Raw genomic sequence first — 15,081 nt, forward strand, 5'->3', positions numbered from 1 at the left:
AGCGCCGCACGCGCGCGTGGCTACTCCTCGCCGTCCTCCAGCCAGCCGAAGCTCTTCTCCACGGCCTTGCGCCAGTTGCGGTACTCACGGTCCCGCACCGCCGCCTCCATCGACGGCGTCCACTCGACGTCCTTCTGCCAGTGCGACTTCAGCTCGTCGAGGTCGTTCCACACCCCGGTCGCGAGCCCGGCGGCGTACGCGGCACCCAGGCAGGTCGTCTCGGAGACCCTCGGCCGGATGACCGGCACATCGAGCACATCCGCCTGATGCTGCATGAGCAGGTTGTTCTTCGTCATGCCGCCGTCCACCTTCAGGGTGGTGATCTGCACCCCGGAGTCCTGGTACATGGCGTCCACGACCTCACGGGTCTGCCAGCTCGTCGCCTCCAGCACCGCACGCGCGAGATGCCCCTTGGTGACGTAACGGGTGAGCCCGGTGACCACCCCGCGCGCGTCGGAGCGCCAATAGGGCGCGAACAGTCCCGAGAACGCCGGCACGATGTACGCGCCGCCGTTGTCGTCGACGCTCGCCGCGAGGGACTCGATCTCGTCCGCGGTGCGGATGATGCCCAGCTGGTCTCGGAACCATTGGACGAGCGCGCCCGTTATGGCGATCGACCCCTCCAGGCAGTACACGGGCGCTTCACTGCCGATCTTGTAGCCCATGGTCGTCAGCAGGCCGCTCTTCGACGGCACCGGACGGTTGCCGGTGTTGAGCAGCAGGAAGCTGCCCGTGCCGTACGTGTTCTTCGCCGTGCCCACGTCGTAGCAGGCCTGCCCGAACACCGCCGCCTGCTGATCGCCCAGTGCGGAGGCGACCGGCACTCCGGCGAGCTGGCCGACCGCGGTGCCGTACACCTCGGCGGAGGAGCGGATCTCGGGCAGCACCGCCTCGGGGACGTTCATGGCGGAGAGGATGGAGGAGTCCCACTGGAGGGTCTCCAGGTTCATGAGCATGGTGCGCCCGGCGTTGGTGACGTCGGTGACGTGCCGGCCGCCTTCCGTGCCGCCCGTCAGGTTCCAGATCAGCCAGGAGTCGATGGTGCCGAAGGCGATCTCACCGTGCTCCGCACGGGCCCGCAACCCTGGCACATTGTCGAGCAGCCAGGCCGCCTTGGGCCCGGAGAAGTAGCTGGCCAACGGCAGCCCGGTCTGCTCGCGGAAACGGTCCTGTCCGTCGGAGCCGCCGAGCTGGTTGCACAGCGCCGAGGTCCGGGTGTCCTGCCACACGATCGCGTTGTGCACGGGCTTGCCCGTCGCCCGGTCCCACAGCACCGTCGTCTCACGCTGGTTGGTGATACCGAGCGCGCTGAGCTGGTCCGCGCGCAGTCCGGCCTTGGCGATGGCACCGGCGACCACCGCCTGCACCTTGGACCAGATCTCGGTGGCGTCGTGCTCCACCCAGCCCGGCTTGGGGAAGATCTGGCGATGCTCGCGCTGGTCGACGGCGACGATCGCGCCGTTCTGGTCGAAGATGATGCAGCGGCTGGAGGTGGTGCCCTGGTCGATAGCGGCGACGAACTTGTCCGTCATGACGTCCCCTTCGTCGGTTCCTTCAGAAGGCTGCGTTGAAGATGAGCCCGGACAGCGCCCCGCCGATCAGCGGTCCCACCACCGGGATCCACGCGTAACCCCAGTCCGAGGTGCCCTTGTTGGGAATCGGCAGGACGGCGTGCGTCAACCGCGGACCCAGGTCACGGGCCGGGTTGATGGCGTATCCGGTGGGACCGCCGAGCGACAGACCGATGCCGACGACCAGGAACGAGACGATCAGGATCGCCGTACCGGACTCGCCGAGCCCCTTGGTCAGTCCGAACGCCAGGATCGGCAGCACCAGGCCGATGGTCGCGATGATCTCGGTCATCAGGTTCGCGACGGTGTTGCGGATCGCGGGCGCGGTGGAGAAGATCCCGAGCGTCGGCTGCGCCTTGTCCTTGTCCGCGTTGGCCTGGAACTGCGCGAAGTACGTCAGCCAGCACAGCACGGCGCCGAGGATCGCGCCGACCATCTGCCCGGCGACGTAGACGTGGACCTTGTCCCATTCCCCGGTGTCGATGGCGATTCCCAAGGTCACCGCCGGGTTCAGATGTCCACCGGACAGCGGCGCGGCCGTGTACGCCCCGGCCATCACCCCGAATCCCCAGCCGAACGCGATGACGACCCAGCCCGCGTCCTTGGCCTTGGAATCCTTCAGTACGACGGCGGCCACGACTCCGGCGCCGAAGAGGATCAGGATCGCGGTACCGATGACCTCACCGAGGAAGATGTCTCCGTTGCTCATGGCGGCTCCTAGGCCCTGGCCCGGAGTGATCGACCCCGGCCCTCGTGCAGGGTGCGTTTCCCATGGCGACTTCAGCCGAAGGCAGGGAGGTCCCGCGCCCCGCCCGGCGTCCGTGACGAGCGTGCCGTAGTCGACGCATCGCCCCGGAGAACGGCCGTGGCTGAATCAGGCGCGGCCCGCGCAGGGGCACAGTGCCTGGTACGCCGTGAATGTACGGCGATGTCGACTGACACCGGAAGTGTTCACCGGTGTCCCAAGGGCGTCAAGGTCGCGGACGACACCGGTTGAGGGCACGGTCATTCGGCCGTGGGGGACACCGAGGGTCCGGATTCAGCCTCGGCCCGGCTCGGCCACGGCACATCGGGCCTGCGCCGCCGCTCCGGCACCGCGCCGGATCTCGTGACCGGGCAGCCCCGCGCGCCCCAGCACCCAACTGGCCCCGCTCAGCGACTTCGCGGCCTGCTTCAGGGGCGCGAGACATGCGGCGGCCTGCCGGTGGTCCAGCACGCTCCCCGGCACGCACAGGACCGTTGCCAGGGACAGCGTCACGGGTCGCCCGCCCGCCGACCAGGGCGCGTCCAGCACGGTGGCGGCCAGCGGATCGAGCCCCTCCGGATCGGCCAGCACCAGGAAGTCGTCGCCGCCGATGTGCCCCACGCGCGTGCTGCCCGACGCCGCGTGCTGCAACGTCCGCCCCACCGACCGGATCAGCTCGTCGCCCGCAGCGAATCCGGCGCCGTCGTTGACCTGTTTGAAGTGGTCGACATCCAGCCAGCTCAGCGCGAACGTCCGCCCATCGGCGATCCGGCGGTCCACCTCACCGGTGATCGCGTCCGAACCGGGCAGCCGGGTCAGCGGATTGAGCCGTGCCGCCTCCTCGACGCGCGACTCGGCGAGCGCCCGTACGAGATCCGCGAGCCGCACGACGCCCACACATCGCCCGTACCGGTCCACGACCGCCACATCGTCGGACGTACGGTCCCGGTCGCCCACCGCCACGACGTCCAGCACCTCCCAGGCGGTGGCGTCGACACCGACCGTCCGCGGCGCGTCCCCGAGTTTGAACGCCGGCCGGTCGGCGTACAGGGCATGGCCGTAGCGTCCCGACATGGACAGCAGGAACCGCGAACGGTGCACCGAGCGGACCGGCACCCCGCGCGTGTCGACGAGCAGCACGCCGGACACGTCCGGCGACCCGGTCAGCAGGGTGCGTACCTGACCGGCGGACGCGGTGGCCGGCAACAGGGCGGCGGGCCGTACGAACGCCCGTACCGGCGGCCCCGAACGCGGAGGCGCGCCACCATCGGGGCGGCGGGGCGGAACGTATACGTCCGCTGCGGGCAGCCGGGCGGGCGGCGCGAACAGGTCGCCCTGCGCCAGTTGCGCGCCGGCCGCGACCGCCGCCGCGTACTGCAACTCGGTCTCCACGCCCTCCACACAGAGCAGGGCGTCCAGCTCGTCGCACAGGGTCCGCATCGCCCGCACGGCCGCCGGCCGCGCCAACAGCGAGGGATCGAGCTTCACCAGGTCCGGCTCCAGATCGGCCAGCAGCCGCAGGGGTACGTCGCCGTCCCCGACACCGTCCGCGCTGATCCGGAAGCCCTGGTCCCGCAGTGCGGCCACGGCCTCCAGGAGCGCCTGCTGGGGCACGTGCGTGTACGGCGGGACGATGTCCAGGGTCACTTCCCAGGTCATCCTGCCCACCTCCCGCACGGCGTCGTGCAGTTGGGGCAGCCCGGCGAGGTCGGCGAGGGTCCCGGCGAAGACGTTGACGTGGAGCGGCAGCATCGTCTCCTTGCGGGCCGCCGCCCGGACCGCCGACACGGCCAGGCCGCCGTCGAGTTCGGGGTCGCGTCGGGCTTCGGCCAGGATGTCGCCGGTCTCCGGACGGGCAAGAACCTCCAGCCCCGCCACCCCACCGGTGGTGAGATTGACCACCGGCTGGAAGGCGAAGCGGAGAGTATCCGTCCAGGAGTGCACGGAAAGCATAATGGCGCCCCCTTCGCGCGCCCGAGCCCAGTTCATGAGACGTTCACGCAGGATTCCGGGATGGTCACAGAGGGTGGAAATCGCGCCCACGCGCCGCTCCCTGACGGCCGCCTCATCGCACCGCGACCACAGCTGAGCCGTGCCCGAACAGCCCTTGGTTCGTCGACACGCCCACGCGCGCGCCCGCGATCTGCCGATCGCCCGCGGCACCCCTCAACTGCCAGGTCAGTTCGCACACTTGGGCAATGGCCTGAGCGGGCACGGCCTCGCCGAAGGAGGCGAGCCCGCCGCTGGCGTTCACGGGTATGCGCCCGCCCGGACCCGTTGCGCCCTCTCGCAGCAGCTTCGCGCCCTCGCCCTCGGAGCACAGCCCCAGATCCTCGTACCACTGCAACTCCAGCGCGGTGGACAGGTCATAGACCTCCGCCAGGGAGAGGTCCTCGGGCCCGATGCCGGCCTCCTCGTACGCGGCGCGGGTGATCGATGCCCGGAACGACTCCGCGGCAGGCTCCACCGCGACCGCCGAGTCCGTCGCGATGTCCGGCAGGTCGAGCACCGTGTTGGGGTAGCGCGGGGTCACCGTGGACACGGCCCGGATCCGCACCGGTTCCGCCACGCCGCGTCGCCGAGCGAAGTCCATGCTGGAGAGCACCAGTGCCGCGCCGCCGTCGGAAGTCGCGCAGATGTCCAACAGTCGCAGCGGATCGGCGACCACCGCGGAGGCGGCCACTTCCTCGGCGGTGACGCGCTTGCGATAGCGCGCGTACGGATTCAGCGCCCCCATGGCCGAGTTCTTCACCTTGACCTGAGCGAAGTCCTCGGGAGTGTCCCCGTGCAGCGCCATGCGCCGCCGCGCGTAGAGCCCGAAGTACGTCGGATTGGTCGCCCCGAGGACCCGGAACCGCAGCCAGTCCGGATCGTCCGGCCGATCCCCTCCCGCAGGCCGGAAGAAGCCCTTCGGAGCGGCGTCGGCCCCCACCACGAGCACCGTGTCCGCGAGCCCCGCGAGGATCTGGGCCCGCGCGGCGCCGATGGCCTGGGCGCCGGAGGCGCACGCCGCGTACACGCTGCTCACCCGGGCCCCCTGCCAACCGAGTGCCTTGGCGAACGTCGCCCCGGCGACGTACCCCGGATAGCCGCCCCGCACGGTGTCCGCGCCGACGATCGACCCCACGTCGCGCCAGTCCAGCTCCGCGTCGGCGAGCGCCGCACGCGCGGCCGCCGCCCCGTACTCGACGAAGCCGCGTCCCCACTTGCCCCAGGGGTGCAGACCCACACCGAGCACCGCCACCTCGTCCGTCATGCCGTCATCGCCCCCTTGTCGGCCGCCACTGCCAGGTCGTCCGGACCGCCTCCGCGTCCTCGTGGAGAACACCCGGCACGACCTCCACCTCCATGCCCACCGCCAGATCACGCACGGTGACCCCGGGAACCGCCTGCCCGAGCACCACCAGGCGCTCTGTCTCCAGTTCCACAGCGATCAACGCGTACGGTTCCCACGGAAGTTCCGGGTTGGTCACATAGGGTGACGGTGGCCGGTATTGACTGTCCGTGTACGACCAGATCCGGCCCCGTCGGGAGAGCGGAACCTCTTCCAGATCGCCACCCGGGCACCCCGGGTTCCGGCAGTGCGTGTCCTCGCGCGGGAAGAACACAGATGCGCAGGCCGAGCAGCGCGTCCCGAGCAGCCGGAAGTCGTCTCCGTCCCCGGAGAACCATCCGGCGATCACGGGCTTACGTGTGCGTGACAAGAACCCTCCCCGGAATCAGATCTGACGGAACGTCAGAAGTGTGTCACGGGCATCCACGAAAGGACACCGTCCCCCGTCGCTCAGCGCCTGGCATCCATGGGCCGCCCCCGGAAGACGTCGTTCACGTGATCGGATACAGTCCGCCGCGTGTCCGAAACTCAACACTCCAACCCCAACTCCGCGCCCGACTCCCACTGTTCGAGCTGCGGAGCGCCCTTCGGAGAGGGCGTAGCAGGCTGGCCCCGCACCTGCCCGGTCTGCGGCGCGGTCGCCTACCGCAACCCGCTGCCGGTCGCCATCGCGCTCCAGCCCGTCTACGACACCCAGGGCACCGCCCTGGTGGTCATCACGCGAACCATCGCTCCCGCGCGTGGAGGCATCGCATTGCCCGGCGGCTACATCGACGACCGCGAGGACTGGCGGCAGGCCGTCGTCCGCGAACTCAAGGAAGAGACCGGCATCGACGCCGCCACCCGCGACGTACGGCTGATCGACGCGATGAGCTCGCCCGACGGCCACCTGCTGCTGTTCGGGCTCCTCCCGGAGCGGCCGGCCGACCAGCTCCCGCCGTCCGCCGGAACGGACGAGACGGAGGGCTGGCATCTCCTGCGCCGCCCCGAGGAACTCGCCTTCCCCCTGCACACCGCGGCCGTACGAGCCTGGTTCGAGGGCCGCTACATCTGAGCTCAGGCCCCCGCGAGCCCTCGCACGCGCACCGGGTAGGACGGCTCGCCGACGCCGCCATCACCCTCCCGCTCCACGACCACCTGCCGGCCCTCCCAGCGGGCGACGTACCGCTCGATCTCCGGTTCGACCCAACCGTCGCCCGCGTCCGGAACGACCAGCCCGCCCCCGGTCCGCCCTCGGGCGGGCGCCCACACCTCCAGCTCCCACTCACCCTCCGCCCCCCGCACGGGCAGGACGGCACCCGCACGCGCCAGCACCGGGATCCGGGAGAGCGGCGCGTCCACCAACACCTGGCCCGGCCCCTCGTACACCTGCTCCGTCACCGTGTCGTACCACCGGCCCCGCGGCAGCTGCACGGCCCGCCGGTCCGCACCCGGATCGAGCACCGGCGCGACCAGCAGACAGTCGCCCAGCAGAAAGGCGTCCTCGCAGTCGCGCAGCGCCCGGTCCTCGGGCGCACCCCACCAGAGCGGCCGCACATAGGGCGCCCCGGTACGCCGAGCCAGATGCGCCAGCGTCAGGAAGTACGGCAACAGCCGCCGACGCTCCAGCAGCGCCACGCGCGCGTGCTCCAACACCTCCGGACCGAACTCCCAGGGCTCCCTGCGCCCCGCGCGCAGACTCGCGTGCGTACGGAACAGCGGCAGATAAGCGCCCAGTTGGAACCACCGCAGATACAGCTCAGGCGACGGGCTCCCGTCGAATCCCCCGACGTCCGGCCCCGAATACGGCACCCCGCACAAACCCAGGCCCAGCACCAGCGACAGCGAGGCCCGCAGCCCCGGCCACCCCGTCGCCACATCTCCCGACCACGCCCCGCCGTAGCGCTGGAGACCCGCCCATCCGGAGCGGGAGAAGACGAAGGGCCGATCCTGGGGCGCCAGTTCGCGCAGGCCCTCGTAGCCCGCCCTGGCCATGCACAGCGCGTAGACGTTGTGCGCCTCACGATGATCGCCGCCCCGCCCCTCCAGGGCATGCCGGGCGGAACGAGGCAATGTCGACTCCCCGAACGCGGCGAACGACGTGGGTTCGTTCATGTCGTGCCAGAAGCCCGCGAACCCCTGCGCCAACCGCTCCTCGTACAGGCCGCCCCACCACTCGCGCACGCGCGCGTCCGTGAAGTCCGGGAACACCGCTGCCCCCGGCCAGACGACGCCCTCCACCAAGCGGCCGGACGCGTCTCGCACGAACGCGTCTACCGCCGACCCGCTGTCGTACACCGCGTTTCCCGGATCGGCCTTGACCGCCGGATCGACGATCGACACCAGCCGGACACCGTCCCGCCGCAGCTCATCGGCGAGCTGCGGCAGCTTGGGGAAGTGATCCTGGTCGACGGTGAACACCTGATGGCCGTCATAGTGGTCGATGTCCAGATGGACCGCGTCCAGCGGCAACCCGCGCTCCAGGTAGCCCGACACGATCCGTCGCACTTCCTGCTCACCGCCGAAGCCCCACCGCGCGTGATGATGGCCGAGCGCCCACGCGGGCGGCAGCGCGGGAGCCCCCGTCAGCGAGGCCCAGGTGAGCAGCACACGCGCGGGAGTGCCGACCATCACCCAGCAGCGCAGCGGACCGCCCTCCATCCGCACCTCGCACGTCCCCGCGCGGTCGTGACCGGAACCGGCCCCCTCCTCGCCCTCCCGCAGCGTCACCGTGCCGTCCCAGGACGTGTCGTGGAACACCAGATGAGTCGCCGCGTCGGCCACCACCATCTGCACCGGCATGGTGATGTACAGCGGATCGTCGTCCGGCCCGAAGACCCGGCCGGGGTCGGTGTTCCACAGGCGATAGGTGCCGTCCCGCAGCCGGGGTCCCGAGGCCCGCCCACCGAGCCCGAAGAAGCGCGCGTCCGCGGCCACCTCCGAGCGCTGCATCCAGCGCGCCCGACCCCCCTCAACCGGCTCCCACCACCGCGGCGGCAGATCACGGCGCAGCGTGACACCGCCCGGCGTGAGCACCTCGACGGCACCGTGCCGCGAGACCACGACCGTCACCCGCTCGGCCACCACCCGCCAGCCGCCGTCCTTGTCCGGCTCCAGCACCGCCCGCGGATCCGGCTCCGGACAACGACCGGCCAGCGCGTACGACGGCTCGGCCTCCGCCCCGTCCCAGCCCCAGAACACGGCGCCGTTCACGGTCACCGTGATGCGCAGCACCGTCCTGCTGAACCGCAGGAGCCCACCGCCAGGACCGGGCTCCACCTCCTGCACGGGACCGGGCACACGGGCGCGCTCGGCCCCCCTGGGCGGCAGCCCGGCGGCGTCCGCGCGCCGCCTGCGCCATGCCGCCCGCACAGTACGCAACCCCTGGGCCGCTCCCGTAGAACCGACCACCATCACCGAACGCACCAGGTCACGACCGTCCATGCTGCTCAGCCTGCCACTGACCGGCCCCCACATGCGTGCCGTTCAACTGCCGTTCACCCGTGGCGGGACCACATCTTCACGGCGCGGACTATGTGCGGGGCACCCTGGTGCGGGAGTCGATCACATGGCATCGTCCGTGTCAGCCGCGTCACGCGCACACCCAGCCCGTGCGCGGACGACGCACACGAAGCGCACAGTCCGGGAGCCGCCCCATGTCGACCCTGAACCCCGAGCCGCTCTGGCAGCCGGATCAGGCACGCATCACCCACGCACAGGTCACCAAGTTCCAGGCCTGGGCGGCAGAGCGCCACGGAGCACCGTCCGAGGGGGGCTACCCGGCACTGCACCGCTGGTCCGTCGACGAACTGGACACCTTCTGGCAGGCCGTCACCGAGTGGTTCGACGTGCGGTTCTCGACGCCCTACGCGCGCGTGCTGGGCAGCCGCGTCATGCCCGGCGCCGAATGGTTCCCCGGGGCGACCCTGAACTACGCCGAGCACGCCCTGCGCGCCGCCGACACCCGCGCCGACGAACCGGCCCTCCTCCACGTCGACGAGACCCACGAACCGACCCCGGTGACCTGGTCCGAGCTGCGCCGCCAGGTCGGCTCCCTCGCCGCCGAACTGCGCACCCTCGGCGTACGCCCCGGGGACCGCGTCAGCGGCTACCTGCCGAACATCCCCCAGGCCGTCGTCGCCCTCCTCGCCACGGCCGCCGTGGGCGGAGTGTGGACCTCCTGCGCCCCCGACTTCGGCGCCCGCAGCGTCCTCGACCGCTTCCAGCAGGTCGAACCGGTCGTCCTGTTCACCGTCGACGGCTACCGCTACGGCGGCAAGGAACACGACCGCCGCGACACCGTCGCCGAACTCCGCCGCGAACTGCCCACCCTGCGCGCCGTCGTCCACATCCCCGTCCTCGGCACCGAGGCTCCCGACGGCGCCCTGGATTGGTCGGCCCTCACCGGCGCCGACACCGAGCCCGTCTTCGAGCAGGTGCCCTTCGACCACCCCCTGTGGGTGCTCTACTCCTCCGGCACCACGGGCCTGCCCAAGGCGATCGTCCAGTCCCAGGGCGGCATCCTCGTCGAACACCTCAAGCAGCTCGGCCTGCACTGCGACCTCGGCCCCGAGGACACCTTCTTCTGGTACACCTCGACCGGCTGGATGATGTGGAACTTCCTCGTCTCCGGCCTCCTCACCGGCACCACGATCGTCCTGTACGACGGAAGCCCCGGCTACCCGGACACCGGCGCCCAGTGGCGCGTCGCCGAACGCACCGGAGCCACCCTCTACGGCACCTCTGCCGCGTACGTCATGGCTTGCCGCAAGGCCGACGTGTACCCGGGACGCGACTTCGACCTCTCGAAGGTGCAGTGCGTCGCCACCACCGGCTCCCCGCTGCCGCCCGACGGATTCCGCTGGCTGCACGACGAAGTCCGCGAGGACCTCTGGATCGCCTCCGTCAGCGGCGGCACCGACGTCTGCTCCTGTTTCGCCGGAGCCGTACCGACCCTGCCGGTGCACATCGGAGAGCTCCAGGCGGCGGGCCTGGGCACGGACCTCCAGTCCTGGGACCCGAGCGGCAAGCCACTCATCGACGAGGTCGGCGAACTCGTGGTCACCAACCCCATGCCCTCGATGCCGATCCACTTCTGGAACGACCCCGACGGCAGCCGCTACCACGACAGCTACTTCGACACCTACCCCGGCGTCTGGCGCCACGGCGACTGGATCACCATCACAGCTCGCGGCTCCGTCGTCATCCACGGCCGCTCCGACTCCACGCTCAACCGCCAAGGCGTGCGGATGGGCTCCGCCGACATCTACGAAGCCGTCGAGCGACTCCCGGAGATCAAGGAATCCCTCGTCATCGGCGTCGAACTGCCCGACGGCGGCTACTGGATGCCGCTCTTCGTCCACCTTGCGCCCGGGGCGGTTCTCGACGAGGCCCTGCTGAACCGGATCAAGCAGACCATCCGCGAACAGCTCTCGCCACGTCACGTCCCCGACGAGGTCATCGAGGTACCGGGCATCCCGCACACCCTCACCGGCAAGCGCATCGAGGTACCCGTCAAGCGCCTTCTCCAGGGCACCCCCCTCGACAAGGCAGTCAACCCGGGCTCCATCGACAACCTCGACCTGCTGCACTTCTACGAGGACCTCGCCCGCAAGCGCGCCTGACCCGGCCCCGCGCCGCAACCAACCCTGGCCTCGGACCGCCCAGCACCACGGCAAAGTCCGAGGCCAGACGCATTGTCAGTGCCCCCGGTTACTGTGAGTGAGCATTGATCGACCGTGCACAGGGGGAAACATGGCGCACACCGACCACCAGACCATGCGGCACGTCTTGCGCCGCGAAATCGCCGGCACCATCGGCCTGCTCACCGACGAGCACGACTTCCGGGCCATGCGGCACTACCGCAGCTTCACCTTCGACGACCACACCATCTACCTCCAACAAATCGAGGCGCTCCTCAAAACACGAGCCTCACAAGGCAGCCACACCACCGTGGCCCTCTTCGACCCACAGGAGTACGCCGAATTCTGCGCGGACACCGGCCTCGACCCGGACATCCCGTCCAGCCGCACCCGCTACACCGCCGAACTCGCCACCACAGGCCCCAGCCTCCCCTACGACGGCCAGCCCCTGGCCGATCTCGTCCCGGACCTCATCGACGAAGCCGTCCGCCAGGCCACATGGGAGTACGCGTCCACCCTCCTGACCCGCCTCGGCGCCTGCGCCACCTGCGGCGAGGACTTCGGCCGTGCCGCCTTCGCCCGAGCCTCGTCCCTCCTCGTCCGCATCCTCGACACCGCCCGACCCGGCCACCGACACCTCGTCTGTAGCGTCTCCGGCACACCGGAAGCACTGGTCGCCGTCCTCCACGCCGACGAGGACGCCAAGGGCACCACCGAACTCGACGAAGCCGAAGCCCTCGAATTCACCACCGTCCTCGCCCTCGGCCTCGCCACCCAGAGCACCGGCGGCCTCGTCATGCGCACCAGCACACCCGGCACCACGGACACCATCTACGGCTGGCGCCTACGCGGCGACGGCCTCGAGCCCCTCACCGCAGGCGAGGTCTTCGACGCCTACTGCACCGACATCGAATCCGGCGACCTCATCTCCCCGGAGTCCAACGTCGACTACACCGTCCCGCCGGACATCGGAGAGACGAGGGGCCGAGGACACACGCACTGAACATGGAAGGGGCGCCCCGCCCGAAGGTGGAGCGCCCCTCAAGACCAGGCACGAACAGCCCGGGACTTCCTATTCGCCGGACAGCACGGCCTGCGCCGCACCGCGCGCTTCCTCAGCGCTCTCGGCAGCCCGAGCGGCCGCCGCGGCCCGCTCGCACTGCGCCAGCGTGTACTTGGCGAGAGTCGCCCGCACATAAGGAATCGACGCCGAACCCATGGAAAGGGAGGTGACGCCCAGACCGGTCAGCACACACGCGAGCAGCGGGTCGGACGCGGCCTCACCGCAGACACCACAGCTCTTGCCCTCCGCCTTCGCCGCCTCGGCGGACAGCGCCACCAGGTCCAGCAGCGCAGGCTGCCACGGGTCCTGAAGACGGGACACCGCACCCACCTGACGGTCGGCGGCGAACGTGTACTGCGCGAGGTCATTGGTGCCCAGCGACAGGAACTCGACCTCCTGAAGGATCGAGCGCGCCCGCAGCGCCGCCGACGGGATCTCCACCATCGCGCCGAACTTCGCCCGAAGCCCGGCCGCACGGCAGGCGTCCGCGAACGCCTTGGCGTCGGCACGGTCGGCCACCATCGGGGCCATCACCTCGAGGTAGACCGGCAGGCCCTCGGCCGCCTTGGCGAGCGCCGTCAGCTGGGTGCGCAGGACCTCCGGATGGTCGAGCAGCGTCCGCAGCCCGCGCACGCCCAGAGCCGGGTTCGGCTCGTCGGCCGGAGTGAGGAACTCCAGCGGTTTGTCGGCACCCGCGTCCAGCACACGTACGACGACACGACCCTCGGGGAACGCCTCGAGCACCTGCCGGTAGGCCTCGACCTGCTTCTGCTCCGACGGAGCGTTCTTGCTGTCGTCGAGGAAGAGGAACTCGGTACGGAACAGACCGACACCCTCAGCACCGGCCTCGACCGCGGCCGGCACGTCCGACGGGCCGCCGACGTTGGCCAGCAGCGGCACCTTGTGGCCGTCGGCCGTGGCGCCCGGACCGGTCGAAGCGGCCAGCGCGGCCTTGCGCTCGGCGGCGGCGGCCTCTAGCTGTCCCTTCTTCTCCTCGCTCGGGTTCACGAAGATCTCGCCGGTGCTGCCGTCGACGGCGATCATCGTCCCCTCGGCGAGCTCACCGGCTCCGGGCAGCGCCACCACGGCCGGAACACCGAGCGCCCGCGCCAGGATCGCGCTGTGACTGGTCGGCCCGCCCTCTTCGGTGACGAAGCCGAGCACCAGGGTCGGGTCCAGCAGCGCCGTGTCGGCCGGCGCGAGATCGCGGGCGACCAGGACATAGGGCTCGTCGCTGTCCGGGACGCCCGGCATCGGAACCCCGAGCAAACGGGCGACGATACGATTCCGCACGTCGTCCAGGTCGGCGACACGGCCGGCGAGATACTCCCCGGCGTTCGCCAGCAACTCGCGGTACGCGGCGAAGGCGTCGTATACCGCGCGCTCGGCCGTACTGCCGACCGCGATACGGCGCTCCACGTCCGCCATCAACTCGGGGTCCTGAGCCATCATCGCCTGGGCCTCGAGCACTGCCTGGGCTTCGCCCCCCGCCAGATTGCCGCGCGCAATCAGGTCGGCTGCCACAGCCTCCACGGCCTTGCGGGCGCGCCCCTGTTCACGCCCCGCCTCCTCCACCGGGATCTGCTTGGCCGGCGGCTCCAGGACCGCCGTTCCCATGTGCCGAACCTCGCCGATCGCCACACCGTGGCTCACGCCGACGCCTCGCAGCGTTGTCTCCATCTCACCCGTCTCCGTTAGTGCGGCGGGTCCCGCCGCCGCGGTGGTTGTCCCTGTATGCCGTCGCAGGACGGCGCTCACGTCACTTCCAGACGAAGAGACTGTCGCCCGCCTTCACATCGCCCTCGTCACGGAGATCGGCGAGAGCCTCGGCGGTGGCTTCGAGAGCGACGATCGGACACACCGGGGACTTCCCGGCGGCCTCGACGGCGGCCGGGTTCCAGCGGACGATGCCCTGACCACGAGTCACGGTGTCGCCCTTGTTCACGAGCAGCTCGAAGCCCTCGCCGTTGAGCTGCACGGTGTCGATGCCCAGGTGGGTGAGAACGCCGTGGCCGTGCTCGTCCACTACTACGAACGCGTGCGGGTGGAGAGAAACGATGACTCCGTCCACGGGGGAGACGGCCTCGGAGGGCTCACGGTCGGGGTCGATCGCTGTACCCGGGCCGACCATGGCCCCGGAGAAGACCGGATCCGGCACTGCCGCCAGTCCGATGGCGCGTCCTGCGAGCGGGGACGTCACGGTGGTCATGGGAAGCCTCCCAGGGGTGGAGATGCATATGGGCCGTCACTGCCTGTACCGGACGGCGCACTGTTCAGCAGGGTATGTCATATGAACTACCGGTTCCGCATGGGTGGGCCGTTCGGTGGTCTAGACCATAACCCCTAACGATTTGCACCCGCTCCGCGGCCCCGTGTACAGTCGTACTCCTGCTTAAGGCTGAGTGACGCGAACCAAGCGTCTTTGCCTGGCAGCACCCAACTTTGTCAGATCCTATCTCGGGGTCACTATCCGCATGCCTGCGGAACGGTGGTCAGAGAGTCGGAAAAACCCTGATAGAGTTTGGAAACACCGAAGGGAAGCCCGGAGGAAAGCCCGAGAGGGTGAGTACAAAGGAAGCGACCGTTCCTTGAGAACTCAACAGCGTGCCAAAAATCAACGCCAGATATGTTGATACCCCGTCTCTCCCGTTCGGGAGGACGAGGTTCCTTTGAAATAACACAGCGAGGACGCTGTGTGCGAGGGGATTATTCCTCCTCTCGCACCGCTCTCGTGGTGTTGCACCGGA

General features: G+C 70.2%; 11 protein-coding genes. 3 read left to right on the forward strand and 8 right to left on the reverse strand.

The genetic code is table 11. The features are described from left to right. Positions 1–20 precede the first annotated feature (20 nt). From glpK to BN159_RS35695, 5 genes are all read right to left on the reverse strand, one after another. Positions 21–1,532, reverse strand: coding sequence for a glycerol kinase GlpK (glpK, locus tag BN159_RS35675; protein WP_015661901.1), 1,512 nt, complete (start codon positions 1,530–1,532; stop codon positions 21–23). Positions 1,533–1,554: 22 nt separating this feature from the next. Beyond that, the gene (locus BN159_RS35680) at positions 1,555–2,280 is read right to left on the reverse strand and encodes an MIP/aquaporin family protein (RefSeq protein WP_015661902.1); all 726 of its coding nucleotides are present in this window, start codon (positions 2,278–2,280) and stop codon (positions 1,555–1,557) included. 330 nt (positions 2,281–2,610) lie between these two features. Next, positions 2,611–4,260, reverse strand: coding sequence for a GGDEF domain-containing protein (locus tag BN159_RS35685; protein WP_041822117.1), 1,650 nt, complete (start codon positions 4,258–4,260; stop codon positions 2,611–2,613). 121 nt (positions 4,261–4,381) lie between these two features. Beyond that, positions 4,382–5,572, reverse strand: coding sequence for a lipid-transfer protein (locus BN159_RS35690; RefSeq protein ID WP_015661904.1), 1,191 nt, complete (start codon positions 5,570–5,572; stop codon positions 4,382–4,384). 4 nt (positions 5,573–5,576) lie between these two features. Next, positions 5,577–5,999, reverse strand: coding sequence for a Zn-ribbon domain-containing OB-fold protein (locus BN159_RS35695; protein WP_041820342.1), 423 nt, complete (start codon positions 5,997–5,999; stop codon positions 5,577–5,579). A 168-nt stretch (positions 6,000–6,167) separates the two neighbouring features. On the opposite strand from BN159_RS35695, the gene BN159_RS35700 reads away from it, so the two are divergent. Then, positions 6,168–6,704, forward strand: coding sequence for an NUDIX domain-containing protein (locus BN159_RS35700; protein ID WP_015661906.1), 537 nt, complete (start codon positions 6,168–6,170; stop codon positions 6,702–6,704). Between the two features lie 2 nt (positions 6,705–6,706). Here the strand turns inward: BN159_RS35700 and BN159_RS35705 are convergent, their stop codons facing one another. Continuing rightward, complete coding sequence (locus BN159_RS35705) at positions 6,707–9,073, reverse strand: glycoside hydrolase family 31 protein (protein ID WP_015661907.1); 2,367 nt, start codon at positions 9,071–9,073, stop codon at positions 6,707–6,709. 212 nt (positions 9,074–9,285) lie between these two features. Here BN159_RS35705 and BN159_RS35710 point away from each other — a divergent pair, with 212 nt between their 5' ends. Together BN159_RS35710 and BN159_RS35715 are read left to right on the forward strand one after the other, a co-directional pair. Further along, entirely contained in the window at positions 9,286–11,253 is a 1,968-nt protein-coding gene (locus BN159_RS35710; RefSeq protein ID WP_015661908.1) for an acetoacetate--CoA ligase, read from the forward strand. Positions 11,254–11,383: 130 nt separating this feature from the next. Further along, on the forward strand, positions 11,384–12,274 hold the full coding sequence (locus BN159_RS35715; RefSeq protein WP_015661909.1) for a hypothetical protein: 891 nt from the start codon (positions 11,384–11,386) through the stop codon (positions 12,272–12,274). A 69-nt stretch (positions 12,275–12,343) separates the two neighbouring features. Here the strand turns inward: BN159_RS35715 and ptsP are convergent, their stop codons facing one another. Both ptsP and BN159_RS35725 read right to left on the reverse strand, forming a co-directional pair. Continuing rightward, positions 12,344–14,014: a phosphoenolpyruvate--protein phosphotransferase gene (gene ptsP / locus BN159_RS35720; protein WP_015661910.1), complete on the reverse strand. Its 1,671-nt coding sequence runs from the start codon at positions 14,012–14,014 to the stop codon at positions 12,344–12,346. Positions 14,015–14,093: 79 nt separating this feature from the next. After that, positions 14,094–14,543, reverse strand: a complete 450-nt coding sequence (locus tag BN159_RS35725; protein WP_015661911.1) for a PTS sugar transporter subunit IIA — start codon at positions 14,541–14,543, stop codon at positions 14,094–14,096. Between the last annotated feature and the right edge of the window lie 538 nt (positions 14,544–15,081).

This window comes from Streptomyces davaonensis JCM 4913 (assembly GCF_000349325.1).
GTDB lineage: Bacteria > Actinomycetota > Actinomycetes > Streptomycetales > Streptomycetaceae > Streptomyces > Streptomyces davaonensis.

Bases quoted from the DNA above. Each gene is read 5' to 3' on its own strand.
- BN159_RS35715 (WP_015661909.1), top strand. From the start codon at position 11,384: ATGGCGCACACCGACCACCAGACCATGCGGCACGTCTTGCGCCGCGAA.
- BN159_RS35690 (WP_015661904.1), bottom strand. From the start codon at position 5,572: ATGACGGACGAGGTGGCGGTGCTCGGTGTGGGTCTGCACCCCTGGGGC.
- BN159_RS35725 (WP_015661911.1), bottom strand. From the start codon at position 14,543: ATGACCACCGTGACGTCCCCGCTCGCAGGACGCGCCATCGGACTGGCG.
- BN159_RS35710 (WP_015661908.1), top strand. From the start codon at position 9,286: ATGTCGACCCTGAACCCCGAGCCGCTCTGGCAGCCGGATCAGGCACGC.
- glpK (WP_015661901.1), bottom strand. From the start codon at position 1,532: ATGACGGACAAGTTCGTCGCCGCTATCGACCAGGGCACCACCTCCAGC.
- BN159_RS35705 (WP_015661907.1), bottom strand. From the start codon at position 9,073: ATGGACGGTCGTGACCTGGTGCGTTCGGTGATGGTGGTCGGTTCTACG.
- ptsP (WP_015661910.1), bottom strand. From the start codon at position 14,014: ATGGAGACAACGCTGCGAGGCGTCGGCGTGAGCCACGGTGTGGCGATC.
- BN159_RS35680 (WP_015661902.1), bottom strand. From the start codon at position 2,280: ATGAGCAACGGAGACATCTTCCTCGGTGAGGTCATCGGTACCGCGATC.